Raw genomic sequence first — 13,279 nt, 5'->3', positions numbered from 1 at the left:
GTCATCCGCATCGCTGTCGTCGCCGGAATCGCCTTTGTCGTTCCCGTTGTTCTTGCCGGAGTTGCCGCTGTCATCCGCATCGCTGTCGTCGCCGGAATCGCCTTTGTCGTTCCCGTTGTTCTTGCCGGAATTGCCGCGGTCATCGGCATCGCTGTCGTCGCCGGAATCGCCTTTGTCGTTCCCGTTGTTCTTGCCGGAATTGCCGCTTTCTTCCGCATCGCCGTCGTCGCTGGAATCGCCTTTGTCGCTTCCATTGTTCTTGCCGCTGTTGCCGTCCTCGCCTGCATTGTCTGCGAGCGCCAATCTCACCGGGCCACGCGTATCGTCGCCGCGCGCCGAGGTGCTGCTCTGCTGCGCGCTGCCGTTCTTGCCGCTGTCGCTCTTATCATCGCCTTGCGCGCTGCTGCTGGCCGCCTTTGCGCCGCTTTCGCTCTCTGCTGCTGCTCCCGCTCGGTCTTCGCCGGAGGCCCCGGCAGAGGCAAGGATGGCAACGGGCGAGGCAACCGCGAGCAACGACCCGGAGACCATGCCATTGGTTACGCTACCAAGCGCGACCGGGGGTTCGCTCACCGTTTCTGCGATGACCGTGCCGGCCGGGGAATTGGCGCTGGCTGGCTCAGCCGCCACCTCTGCCGATGCTGCCGCTGGCTCTGCTGCCGCTGGCTCTGCTGCCGCTGCTGGCTCTGATGCTGCCGCAGGTTCGGCTTGAAGGATCTGCGCGGATGGCGCGGCCACGCCGCCGCCTGCCGTTGGCGAGTCGATCGAGCGCGTCTCGCGGCCCTGCACGTTAAGCCGTCCGGGCGCGGTCCCTGCCACCGAGCCGATATCGTTAGGCAAAACCAGATAGCGGGCACCGCCATCGCGGGTTTCAACCTCGACCCTGCCTTCGAGCACTTGCACGCTGGCTCCGCGTTCGGTCACCGTGACGCTGAACGTCGTGCCCTTCACGACTGCGGCGAGGAACGGTGTTTCGACCGCAAAGTGCGGCATCGTCATCTTCTTGATCTTGAACACGACATTGCCGAATTGCTCGATGATCTGCGTCATGCCCCCGCTTTTTGCCGGATCTGCCACTTTAATCTGCGAACCCGGCGCCACCACGAGGTATTCCTGCCCGCGCACGATAACCGCGCGCCCCTTGGGTCCGGTCGCGATCACGTCGCCAACCTTCAGCGATGATCCCCGGCTGGCAACGCGGATCAGTCCGCTCGACGATACCGTGACCAGCCCCGAAGCTTCCGACAAAGTCCAGCCCGGCGTCCCGGCCAGCGCGTTTGCTGGCAACAGCAACCACGCCAGCGTTCCAAACAAGGCGCCCGACAAGGCCAATCGGTATTTAGGCGGTTTCACGTGGCAACTCCCGACTACCGCCGAGCTATCGGAGGTTCAGCAGAACACTACGCCAGCAGTGACGAACAGGTTTTCAATCAACGTGGTTGCCGCCGAGTTAACGGAACACGGCGATTAACCGAATGTTCTTAGGTGCGGCGATAACCACGTGTGCGAAACATTCGGGATATGCATGCGTCTTTACCATCTTGCCGTTGTTGTTGTGCCGATGTGCGCCAGCCCTGTGCTGGCGCAAGCGGTGCGCGATGCGGCAAGCATTGCGCAGGATCAGAACGCGCCCGCACCGCGCCGCGATGCCGGTCCGGCTGGCGAGGTGATCGTTGCGCCAGACGCGCCGGCGAGCGTACCGGCGGACCTGCCCGGCGGCCTGCTGATCGGCGCGGTGATTGTCGAAGGCGCGCCCGCGCTGCCGCGTGAAGCATTTGCGCCCGTCATCGCCGATTATGTCGGCCGGCTGGCGTCGACGCAGGATTTGCAGGAATTGGCGCGCGCCGTTGCGGCGGTCGCGCGCAAACGCGGCTTTGTCTTTGCCACGGCTGCGGTTCCGGCCCAGACGGTCAACGCAGGGATGGTGACGGTGCGGATCGACGAGGGCGACATCGCGCTCGTGCGGATGACCGGATCGAAAAATGCGCGGGTGCAGCGCATCCTCGATCGGATCACCGGGCGCGGTGTCCGCCGCGAAGTGCTTGAGCGCCAGTTGCTGCTAGCGGGGGATGTGCCGGGGATCCAGATCGCCTCGACCCGGCTGGTGCACGAGGATATCGGCAATGTCCTGCTGGTCGAGGTCCGCGAAAAGAACGGCCACGGTGCTTTCGGGATTGATACATATGGGCAGCGCAATCTGGGGCCGGTGCGCGCGCGGCTGCGCTATGATTTCATCGGGCTGGCCGACGTCGGCGATAGCTTGACGTTGCAGGCGGTGGCCACCCCCGCCGATCCGCGCCAATTGACTTATGTCTCCGGGCGCTATGCGCTGAGCCTCGGCACTGGCGGCACCCAGCTTGCCTTCACCGGCTCTTATGGCCGCGCAGCGCCCTCGCGCAGCGGCTTCAACAGCAACAGCACCCACGTCGGCATATTGCTCAGCACACCGCTCAAACGTGCGAACCGGGTCAGCATCTGGGCCAATGCCGAGATCGGGCTGCAACGCGTGGTGGGCACGTATAACGGCGAGCCCGATCTGCGCGACAGCACCGCGACCGCGACGGGCTGGCTCTATGCCACCTCGCGCATCGGCAACAGCCGCCTCTCTGGCGGATTGGGCGTCACGCGCGGCTTTGCCCTCGCCGGCGCGACGGGGCCTGCCGATCCGCGCGCTTCGCGGCCTGATGCCAGCGGGGTGTTTACCAAAGGATTTTTCTGGACCGATTGGGTCCAGCCGCTGGGCAGCGGCCTTTCGGTGCGGATCGCGGCCAATGGCCAGCTTGCCGATCGCCCGCTCCTCGCCACGCAGGAGATCGGCCTCGGCGGGCCTTCGTTCGGGCGCGCGTTCGACTTCTGGGAGCGATTTGGCGATAGCGGGGTGATGGCCTCGGGCGAATTGCGCTGGCGGCAATCGGAACCGTTGGACGGCGTCGACTGGGTCGAACCCTTCGCGCAAATCGATACCGGCCATATCTGGAACCTTGAAGGCGGCTTTGGCGGCGGCGATCTGACGTCCACCGGCGGCGGCGTCCGCGCTGCCTTTGGCAAATTGCGGCTTTCGGTCGAAGCGGCAGTTCCGATCAACACGGTGCGTGCGGCCACAAGAGACAAGACGCCGCGCGTCAACGTTTCGGTCGAGCGCCGGTTCTAGCGCGGTCATGGCCAGCGCGGCCTCCGCATAAAAGCTGATGTCCCTTGCGGGATGCTGCGCCTAGAAGGCGATGATCGCGCATTCTGCTTGCTTGTGTTAGGCAGGCAGTGCGCACAGCGTGATTGCAGGCGAGCGAGAAAGGCCCCGTTCCAACGTGAAGACCGGATCCCGGCGGACCAAGGTTGACGCCATCAATGCAACGCGCCGAAATGGTTCGGTCAGGATTGGCTTTTGCACCTCTCTCGCATGCGCCGCCCTTCTCGCGGCCTGTTCGGGTGCGCCGGCCAAGCGCACCCCGCCAACGCCCGAGGCTGGATTCGTGGTCGTCCGCGAGGAAACGGTGGCGCTCCCCATTGTTCTGCCGGGCCGCACCGCCGCATTCGAAATGTCCGAAGTGCGCCCGCAAGTCTCGGGCGTGATCCGCGCCCGGTTGTTCACCGAAGGCGCGTTGGTGCGCGCCGGGCAAACGCTTTATCAGATCGACCCCAGCCTTTATCGCGCCGCCACTGCGCAGGCGCAGGCCAATCTCGCCAGCGCAGGCGCGTTGCGCGAGGCGGCCGCGCAAAAGGCCGAGCGGCTGCGCCCGCTGGCCGAGATCGAGGCGGTGAGCCGGCAGGACTACACCGATGCGCTCGCCGCCGCGCGGCAGGCCGCCGCCAGCGTGGCGCAATCGCGCGCGCTGCTCGATACCGCGCAGATCAATCTGCGCTTCACCCGCGTCCCCGCGCCGATCAGCGGGCGCATCGGCCGCTCGCTCGCCACCACCGGCGCGCTGGTAGCGGCCAACCAGGTAGAGCCGCTGGCCACGATCCAGCGGCTCGATCCGATCTATGTCGATATCCAGCAATCCAGCGCCGATCTTTTGAAGCTGCGGTGCGCGCTTGCCTCGGGCGCTTCAACGCCCTCGTCCGCTGCGGTCGATCTCACGCTCGAGGATGGCAGCCGCTATGGCTCGTCCGGCACGCTGCAATTTGCCGAGCCGATGGTCGATGCCACCACCGGCACCGTCACCTTGCGGGCCAGCTTTCCCAATCCTGGCGGATTGTTGCTGCCCGGCATGTATGTTCGCGCCGTGCTGTCGCAGGCCACCGTCGCGCGCGGCATGCTCGTGCCGCAAGCAGGCGTTTCGCGCGATCCCAAGGGCGGGGCCACGGTCATGCTGGTCGGGCCGGGGGGCACTGCGGTGCGCAAGAGCATCACGGCTGAGCGCACGATCGGCGACACGTGGCTGGTCACCGGCGGCCTCAAGCCCGGCGACAGGGTGATCGTCGAGGGGCTGGGCAAGATCAAGCCGGGCGGCAAGATCGTGCCCGTCGCGGCCGGGTCGAAGTCCGCCGCCGGCCAGAAACGTTCGCCGCGTTCGCCAAAAGCCGAATGATCTCGCGCACGTTCATTGATCGGCCGATTTTCGCGTGGGTCATCGCGATTGTCATCATGCTGGGCGGGCTGGGCGCGGTGTTCACCCTGCCGATCGAACAATACCCCGATATCGCGCCGCCTGCGGTCAATATCCGCGCGAACTACCCCGGGGCTTCGGCCGAGACGGTCGAATCGAGCGTCACCCAGATCATCGAGCAGCAGCTGACCGGGATCGACGGGCTCATCTATTTCACCTCCTCGTCCAGCTCCTCGGGCGCGGCCGCGATCACCGCGACCTTTGAAAAGGGCACTGATCCCGACATTGCCCAGGTGCAGGTGCAGAACAAAGTGCAGCAGGCGCTGGCCCGTCTGCCGCAGCAGGTGCAGCAGCAGGGGCTCACCGTCACCAAATCGAGCGCCGACTTCCTGATGATCGTCTCGGTCTATGACGAGACCGACCGCGTCACCAACAACGATGTAGCCGATTTTCTCGTCTCGAACCTGCAGGACCGGATTGGCCGGATTGCGGGCGTGGGCGATGTCAACGTGTTCGGCGCGCAATATGCGATGCGCATCTGGCTCGATCCGTTCAAGCTTGCGGCGGTGAACCTCATGCCGTCCGATGTGATCTCGGCGATTCAGGCGCAGAACACGCAAGTGGCGGCGGGCCAGATCGGCGCGCAACCTTCGTCGGATGAACAGCGGCTCACCGCTATCGTCACCGCGCGCTCGCGCCTCACCACGACCGAGCAATTCCGCCGCATCGTGCTTAAAGCGCAAGGCAATGGCTCGCGCGTGTTGCTCGGCGATGTGGCGCGCGTTGAGCTGGGCTCGGAAAACTACAACATCGTGAGCCGCTTCAACGGGCATCCGGCGACCGGCCTTGCCGTGCAATTGGCCCCGGGCGCGGATGCCTTGTCGACGGCGAGGCTGGTCAAGGCCGAAGTCGAAGCGCTCTCGGCCACTTTTCCCGATGGGTTCAAATTCGGCTATCCGGTCGATAGCACCACATTCATCCAGCTTTCGGTCGACGAAGTGGTCAAGACGCTGATCGAGGCCATCGTCCTCGTCGTTATCGTCATGTTCGTTTTCCTGCAAAGCTGGCGCGCCACGCTCATCCCCGCGATTGCCGTGCCGGTGGTGCTGCTGGGCACCTTCGGCGTGCTGGCCATTGCGGGGTTCAGCATCAACACGCTCAGTTTGTTTGGCATGGTGCTCTCGATCGGCCTGCTCGTCGATGATGCGATTGTCGTGGTCGAGAATGTCGAGCGGGTGATGGACGAGGACCCGGAGATTTCGGCGCACGATGCCACGATCCAATCCATGGCCGATATCCAGACCGCGCTGATCGCCATCGCGCTCGTGCTCTCTGCCGTGTTCCTGCCGATGGCGTTTTTCGGCGGTTCGGTGGGCGTGATCTACAAACAGTTTTCGATCACCATCGTCGCCTCGATGGTGCTCTCGGTGATCGTCGCGCTGGTGCTGACCCCGGCGCTCACCGCGACTTTGCTAAAGCGCGGCGCTGCTCCGCAGACCGGCTGGCGCGGCTGGCTGGCCGGGCAGGGCGCGCGGTTCAATGTCTGGTTCGCGCGCACCTCGGATCGCTACCGCAATGGGGTGGCGACGACGATCGCGCATTCCGGCCGCGCGATGCTGGCTTATGCCGGGATCATCGGGCTATTGTTCGTGCTGCTTGCCCGGCTGCCGTCGAGCTTCCTGCCGGTCGAGGATCAGGGCCGCGCCCAAATTCAATACACCTTGCCGCCGGGCGCCACCCAGCCGCGCACCGAAGCAGTGGCGAAGCAGATTCAGGACTATTTCCGCACTGACATGCGCGATGCGGTGAAGGTGGTCTACACCGTTTCGGGGCAGAGCGGCGGCGGCGGCGGCGGGGCCGGCCAAAATGCCGGGCGCGGCTTCGTGATGCTCAAACCCTGGGACGAGCGCACGACCAGCGCGCTCAGCGCGGATGCCATTACGAAGAAGGCCACCCGCGAGCTGGGCAAGCGGCTGCGCGACGCCGAGTTCTTCCTGACCTCTCCGCCTGCCGTGCGCGGCCTTGGCCAGTCGAACGGCTTTTCGATGCAATTGCTCAACAGCGGCGGGCTGAGCCGCGCCGAGTTCAAGGCGCGGCGCGATGCGCTGGTGCAGGAAGCGCAAGGCGATCCGGCACTGGCCTCGGTCCGGCTTGGCGCGCTGGAAGACAATCCGACGCTGGAAGTTGTAATCGACGATGAGAAGGTTGGCGCGCTGGGGCTCACTTCGGCGCAAGTCGACCAGACCCTCGCGACCGCGTGGGGCGGCACTTATGTCAACGACTTCATCGACCGGGGCCGGGTCAAGCGGGTCTATGTGCAAGGCGACGCGCCCTATCGCAGCCGTCCTGAGGACCTCTCCAGCTGGTTCGTGCGCGGCAGCACGGGAACGATGGCCCCGTTCTCGGCCTTCGCCGATGTCAGCTGGGGGCAGGCCCCCTCGAACCTCGCGCGTTTCAACGCGACGCCTTCCTATCAGATTCAGGGGCAGGCCGCCGAAGGGCACAGTTCGGGCGAGGCGATGGAGGCGATCGCCGCGCTGGCGGCCAAGCAGCCGGGAACCTCGGTTGCATGGTCCGATCTGTCGTATCAGGAGCGATTGTCGGGCAATCAGGCCCCGCTGCTCTATGCGCTCTCGCTGCTGGTGGTGTTCCTGTGCCTTGCCGCGCTGTATGAAAGCTGGTCGATCCCGTTTGCGGTGATGCTGGTCATCCCGGTCGGGCTGGTCGGCGCGGCCTTGGCGGTGTGGCTGCGCGCATTGGAGAACGACGTGTTCTTTCAGGTTGGCCTGCTCACCACGATGGGCCTGTCCGCCAAAAACGCGATCCTGATCATCGAATTTGCCGAGCAAGCCGAAAAGGCCGGAAAATCGGCGGTCGAGGCGGCGCTGGAGGCTGCGCGCCTGCGCCTGCGCCCGATTCTGATGACCAGCCTCGCGTTCATTTTCGGTGTGCTGCCGCTCGCGCTGTCGACCGGCGCGGGGGCCAAGAGCCGCGTCGAAATCGGCACCGCCGTCATCGGCGGGATGCTCACCGCGACTGCGCTGGCGATCTTCTTCGTGCCGCTGTTCTTCGTGCTCGTGCGCCGGGTTTTCAGCGGCGGGAGCAAGGCGGCATGAGGCGTCTTGCGGCTTCGCTACTCCTCGCGTCGCTGGGCGCGTGCACCTTTCAGCCCAAGTATGTGCGGCCCGCGCCCGCCGTTCCCGCAGGCTGGCGGATCGCCGATCCGGCCTTGCTGGCGAGCGAAACCGATCTCGCGGCGCTCGATCACCGTGCGATTTTCCGCGACACGCGGCTGCAATCGCTGATCGCGCGCGGCCTTGAAAACAATCAGGATCTCAAACTCGCGCTCGCCAATGTCGCCGCCGCGCGCGGGCTTTACCGCGTGCAGCGCGCCGCGCTGCTGCCCGCGGTCGGCGCCTCGGCCAGTGCCACCGTGCGCAAGGGGGCGAATGGCAATCTGGTCAATGTCGGCACCAATGCGGCCAGCGGCATCCGCACCAGCTACAGCGTCGACATCGGCGAATCCGCCTTTGAGCTCGATCTGTTCGGCCGGGTGCGCAGCCTCAGCGACACTGCGCTCAATAGCTATCTGGCCACCGAACAGGCCGCGCGCGCCACGCGGCTGACTTTGGCCGCCGACATCGCCGATGTTTACTTTACCCTCGCCGCCGACCGCAGCCTGCTCGCCATCGCGCGCCAGACCGCCACGAGCGCCGAGCGCAGCGTGACGCTCACCGCCGTGCGGCTCAAAGGCGGCGTGGCCCCGCGCACCAATCTGCGCCAGGCCGAAACGATTGCGGCGACCGCCCGCTCCGATCTGGCGAACCTCACGACCATCGTCGATCAAGACCGCAACGCGCTTGATCTGCTCGTGGGCATGCCAGCGGCGGCGGACGACCTGCCGGGCGCGATCGAGGACGTCGATGCCCTCGTCGCGCCGGTTCCTGCGGGCCTCGATTCGAGCATCTTGCTGCGCCGGCCCGATGTGGTCGGGGCCGAATATCAACTCCGCTCCGCCAGCGCCCGCATCGGCGCGGCGCGCGCTGCGTTTTTCCCGCGCATATCGCTGACCAGCTTCACCGGCTTAGCCAGCGCGGCGCTGTCCTCGTTGTTCACCGGCGGCAGCTTCAATTATAGCGCGGGCGCATCGGCGGCGCTGCCGATCTTCGATTGGGGCGTCAATCGCGGCAATCTGGCGGCGGCCCGCGCGCAGGCCGAAGGTGCAACTGCCAGCTATCAGCGCGCAATCCAGTCCGCCTTCCGCGAGGTTTCCGACGCGCTCGCCCGCCGCGCCACCATTGCCGACCAGATCAACGCGCAGACCGCGCTCGAGGCCGCCGCCCGCGATACCGCTTTCCTCACCGAGCAAAGCTATCGCGGCGGGGCGCTGTCGTTTCTCGATAGCCTCGATGCGCAGCGCGCGCTCTATGGGGCGCAGCGTTCGCTGGTCGCCGCGCGGCTGCTGCGCGCCAGCAATACCGTCGCGCTCTACCGCGCGCTTGGCGGCGACACTTTTGCAGATCAGGCGGCCCCCGAACGCCGGTGACGGCGGGCTCAAAACACCGCGTGTTCGCCCCGCTCGATGCTGGCTTTGCCCGCGATCAGGCGGGCGTAGAAATCCAGCAGCGTTTCAGAGCCCGTCGATGGCGTGGCATCTGCGCTGTATTGGCCGGTCACAGGATCGAGCACGAGCATCGACTCGGTCGCATAATAGCGCCCGATCCGCGCCAGTTCGGCCTTGTCGCGCAAGGATGGGACCACCCGGCCCAGCGCGGAGAGCGCAAAGATGATCGTATCGAGCAGTGCCACCGGCACGCTGGAAATGCGGGCCTTGCGCCCCATCAGCGCAAACAGCTGCTCGGCTTGCTGGCGCGGCGTGATCGCCTCGCCCGGCCCGCCGATGGGCAGGATGCGGCCCCGGCGCTCGGGGTCGGTCAGGCATGCGGCGATGAACCGGGCGAGATCGTCGTCGCTGATCGGTTTGCAGGCGGTCTTGGTGCCATCGCCGAAAACCAGAAACGATTTGCCCTGCTTCACTCGGTCGACCTGCCCGGACAGCGATTTGAAAAAGGCCGTCGCCCGCACGATCGAATAGTCGATGCCGGATTCGATCAGCACTTTCTCGAACGCCAGCTTGGCCCGCTGAAACGCGAGCAGCGGCTTTTGCACACAGATTGCCGAAAGCAGCACCATGTGGCCCACCCCGGCGGCCTTGGCCGCGTCCAGCGCCGCGACATGCGCATCGTGTTCGATGGCCCAGGCATCCCCCGGCGCGCCAGTGCGCGAGGTGAGGCAGGAGACGAGCGCATCGAACCGCTCGCCGCAAAAGCCATCGCGCGCCAGCGAGGCCGGATCGGTCACATGGCCGAACCGCACCGTGGCTCCGGCAAATTCGGGCAGGCTCTTGGTTTCCGGGCGCACAAAGCACACCACCGCGTGGCCCGCCTGCACCAGCGCGCGCGCGGTGGCGCGGCCGATCGTGCCGGTGGCCCCGATCAGGAAAACGCGTTTTGGCCCGGGCTGGTCAGACATGGGCTGGCGCAGCTGATCCGGCGTCAGGCCGCAAACAAGCGCCGGATGCTGTCGGGCGCGCCGCTGAGCAGATCGCGCGCCAGCACCGCCGGATCACTCCCGTTGGCCGCCACATGCGCGCTGCCGTCTTCGGCGAAAAGCTCGGCGCGGATCGTGCCCGATGCATCCGCAAGGGCCGCGACCGGCGAATGGCAATCGGCATGCAGCGCAGCGAGCAGCGCGCGCTCGGCCATCACGCAAACGAAGGTCGGTGCGTCATTCAGATCGGCGAGCAAGGCGTGCATCGCGGCGTCGTCCTGCCGCGCTTCGATCCCGACCGCGCCTTGCGCCGGGGCGGGCAACATCTCGTCCAGCGCGATGGCCACGCCGACATCGGGGCGGTTCAATCGTTCGAGGCCCGCCGCCGCGAGCAAGGTCGCATGCGCTTCGCCCGCCGCCACTTTGGCCAGCCGGGTATCGACATTGCCGCGAAACAGCACGATCTTGAGATCGGGCCGCAAGCGGAGCAATTGCGCGCGCCGCCGGGGCGAACTCGTGCCCACGGTTGCGCCTTGTGGCAGGGCCGCAATCGAAGGCGCGCCGATCAGCCGGTCGCGCACATCGGCGCGCGGCAGCATCGCGGCGATCACGATTTCGGCCGGGCGGATCGTCTCGACATCCTTCATCGAATGCACCGCGCAATCGATCTCGCCGCCGAGCAGCGCGCGGTCGAGCTCTTTGGTCCACAGCGCCTTGCCGCCAATTTCGGCGAGCGCCCGGTCCTGCACCATGTCGCCGGTGGTCTTGATGATCACGATTTCGGCGGTAACGCCGTGCGCCGCAATCAGCTGGTCGCGCACCATATTGGCCTGCACTAGCGCCAAGGGCGAGCCGCGCGTGCCGATCCGGACATGGCTCATGCCGCTGCTCGCATGCTGGCGGGCTGGATCGTCACACACTCGATAAACAGCATCAGGGGCACCTTTGTCGCGGGCCTATCGACTATTATTGCCGGTGCCGCGTGTCAAACGGTCAGCTTCGCCGCGCGCGCGAACGGGCGGTTGAGCACGACAATCCCGGCGTTGAGGTAGGCCGCGAAGCTGACCCACACCAGATAGGGCACGATCAGCATGCTGGCGTTGGGCGAGATCGGGCGCAGGCCGATGACCAGCGCGACCAGCGAGCCCCACAGAAACACGACCTCGACCAGCGCCCAATCGGGGCGGCGCAGGCGAAAGAACAGCGGGCTCCACAGCGCGTGAAACACCGCGTTGGTGGCAAACAGGATCACCACACTGGTCTGTTCCGCCGCATTGCCCGCAGCATTCCACGCAATGATCGCCGACCATGCGGCAAGGCCCAGGATCACCGTCCAGGCCGGCCCGAACAGCCAGTTGGGCGGTTGCAGCGGGGGCTTGCGCAGATTGGCATACCACGGCCCGATCGGCGTCATCAATCCGCCCAGCCCTCCGAGCACGACGGCGACGGCGATGGCAACAATGGTTGGCGTAGAGGGCAGGAACTCGGGCAAAAGCATTGTCCATCTTGTAGACTGTCAAACGCATGGTACACGCATCGCATGCGAGTGTCGTTCCCCTTTTCCGCCATCGTCGGCCAAGACGAAATGAAACGCGCGCTGATGATTGCCGCGGTCGATGCCCGGATCGGCGGGGTGATGGTGTTCGGCGATCGCGGCACTGGCAAATCGACGGCGGTGCGCGCGCTGGCGGCGCTGCTGCCGCCGATCCCCGCCGCGCAGGCCGGCTATCAGGATGGCACTGTGCGCAAGGGCAATGTGCCGGTCCCGTTCGTCGATCTGCCGCTGGGCGCGACCGAGGACCGCGTGGTCGGCGCGCTCGATCTGGAACGGGCCTTGGGCGCGGGGATCAAGGCGTTCGAACCGGGCCTGCTGGCGCGCGCCAATGGCGGCTTCCTCTATATCGACGAGGTGAACCTGCTCGAAGATCATATCGTCGATCTGCTGCTCGATGTGGCGGCGTCGGGCGAGAATGTCGTCGAGCGCGAGGGGCTGAGCGTGCGCCATCCGGCGCGCTTCGTGCTGGTCGGCAGCGGCAATCCCGAAGAGGGCGAGCTGCGCCCGCAATTGCTCGACCGATTCGGGCTGTCGGTCGAAGTGCGCACGCCGCAGGATCTGAAACAGCGCGTCGAAATTCTGAAGCGCTGCGATGCGTTTGAGCGCGCGCCCGAAGCCTTTGCCGAAATCTGGCAGAAGGATGAGCGCAAGGCGCTGAAACAGATCGCGCGCGGGCGCGCGGCGCTGGCCAAAGTGGCGGTGCCCGATGAGGTGCTGACCTTTGCCTCGCGGCTGTGCATGGCTGTGGGCGCGGATGGCCTGCGCGGCGAGCTGACCCTGATGCGTTCGGCCCGCGCGCTGGCGGCGCTCAATGGCGCTGAGGTGACGACACAGGAGCACATCCGCACCGTCGCGCCGATGGCGCTGCGCCACCGGCTGCGGCGCAATGTGCTCGACGAGACCGGTTCGACGGTGCGCATCGAGCGCGCGCTGGAGGGGTTGGCGGCGTGAACGCGCTGGGCGATGATACGCCCGACCACGATCCACCGGACGCCTTTGAAGACGCGCTGATTGCCGCGCGGCTCTGCGCGATCGATCCCGGCCTTGGCGGCATGGTGCTGCGCGGTGGCGGCGAGGTGCGCGAGGCGCTGATCGCCGAAATGCGCGGCGGCTTGCCCGCAGGCGCGCCGCTGCGCCGCATGCCGGCCCATATCGACGACGACCGGCTGCTCGGCGGGATCGACCTGACCGCGACACTCGCCTTGGGCCGCGCGGTCTCGCGCACCGGATTGCTGGCCGAGGCCAATGGCGGCGTCGTGGTCGTGCCGATGGCCGAGCGCTTGTCCGATGCCGTGGCCGGCAGGCTGGCGGCAGTGATCGATACCGGCGAAGTCGTTGTCGAACGCGATGGTGCGGCGCTGCGCGGACCGGCGCAGTTCCTCGTCGCCGCGTTCGACGATGGGGCCGAGCCCGACGAGCGGGTCCCGCCTGCGCTGGCCGAGCGGCTGGCGTTCTGGATCGACCTTACCGGCACCACCTTTCAGGATCATGTCCGAATTTTAGGTGGCCATGAGGGCCGGTGGGAGCCAACGCCGTGGGACGGCTGGAACCCGCAGCAAGGTGACATGCACCCCTTTGCCGCGCCTTCGCCGCAGATCCTCGAAGTGCTGGCCGCAACCGCCGCCGCGCT

At 66.5% G+C, this 13,279-nt stretch carries 9 protein-coding genes and 1 pseudogene; 6 read left to right on the top strand and 4 right to left on the bottom strand.

The window, feature by feature from the left end; all coding sequences use genetic code 11:
• Window positions 1-1,350 (bottom strand): FecR family protein (locus tag Q0O40_RS12790; protein WP_295530442.1); only part of this gene is annotated, 1,350 nt, incomplete at its 3' end.
• Window positions 1,351-1,522: 172 nt separating this feature from the next.
• On the opposite strand from Q0O40_RS12790, the gene Q0O40_RS12785 reads away from it, so the two are divergent.
• From Q0O40_RS12785 to Q0O40_RS12770, 4 genes are all read left to right on the top strand, one after another.
• Window positions 1,523-3,148: a ShlB/FhaC/HecB family hemolysin secretion/activation protein gene (locus Q0O40_RS12785; RefSeq protein WP_295530439.1), complete on the top strand. Its 1,626-nt coding sequence runs from the start codon at window positions 1,523-1,525 to the stop codon at window positions 3,146-3,148.
• A gap of 223 nt (window positions 3,149-3,371) precedes the next feature.
• On the top strand, window positions 3,372-4,526 hold the full coding sequence (locus Q0O40_RS12780) for an efflux RND transporter periplasmic adaptor subunit (protein ID WP_295530445.1): 1,155 nt from the start codon (window positions 3,372-3,374) through the stop codon (window positions 4,524-4,526).
• Complete coding sequence (locus Q0O40_RS12775) at window positions 4,523-7,660, top strand: efflux RND transporter permease subunit (RefSeq protein ID WP_295530437.1); 3,138 nt, start codon at window positions 4,523-4,525, stop codon at window positions 7,658-7,660. The genes Q0O40_RS12780 and Q0O40_RS12775 overlap by 4 nt, the downstream gene beginning before the upstream one ends.
• A complete protein-coding gene (locus tag Q0O40_RS12770; RefSeq protein ID WP_295530434.1) occupies window positions 7,657-9,090 on the top strand; it encodes an efflux transporter outer membrane subunit in 1,434 nt (477 codons plus the stop codon). The genes Q0O40_RS12775 and Q0O40_RS12770 overlap by 4 nt, the downstream gene beginning before the upstream one ends.
• Before the next feature lie 8 nt (window positions 9,091-9,098).
• Here the strand turns inward: Q0O40_RS12770 and Q0O40_RS12765 are convergent, their stop codons facing one another.
• The 3 genes from Q0O40_RS12765 to Q0O40_RS12755 form a co-directional block, all read right to left on the bottom strand.
• Window positions 9,099-10,076, bottom strand: a complete 978-nt coding sequence (locus Q0O40_RS12765; RefSeq protein WP_295530431.1) for an NAD(P)H-binding protein — start codon at window positions 10,074-10,076, stop codon at window positions 9,099-9,101.
• Window positions 10,077-10,099: 23 nt separating this feature from the next.
• The gene (gene hemC, locus Q0O40_RS12760; RefSeq protein WP_295530428.1) at window positions 10,100-10,975 is read right to left on the bottom strand and encodes a hydroxymethylbilane synthase; all 876 of its coding nucleotides are present in this window, start codon (window positions 10,973-10,975) and stop codon (window positions 10,100-10,102) included.
• A 104-nt stretch (window positions 10,976-11,079) separates the two neighbouring features.
• Window positions 11,080-11,592: a TspO/MBR family protein gene (locus Q0O40_RS12755; RefSeq protein WP_295530425.1), complete on the bottom strand. Its 513-nt coding sequence runs from the start codon at window positions 11,590-11,592 to the stop codon at window positions 11,080-11,082.
• Window positions 11,593-11,634: 42 nt separating this feature from the next.
• Between Q0O40_RS12755 and Q0O40_RS12750 the strand changes: the two genes are divergently transcribed.
• Window positions 11,635-12,600: an ATP-binding protein gene (locus tag Q0O40_RS12750; protein WP_295530422.1), complete on the top strand. Its 966-nt coding sequence runs from the start codon at window positions 11,635-11,637 to the stop codon at window positions 12,598-12,600.
• Window positions 12,597-13,279: pseudogene (locus Q0O40_RS12745) on the top strand (hypothetical protein); the annotation flags it as partial. The gene Q0O40_RS12750 and the pseudogene Q0O40_RS12745, both read left to right, overlap by 4 nt.

The organism is Novosphingobium sp. Chol11 (assembly GCF_945870625.1).
Taxonomy (GTDB): Bacteria; Pseudomonadota; Alphaproteobacteria; order Sphingomonadales; family Sphingomonadaceae; genus Novosphingobium.
Note: the sequence above shows the minus strand (reverse complement) of the source record. Positions and strands in the feature narration are given on the sequence as shown.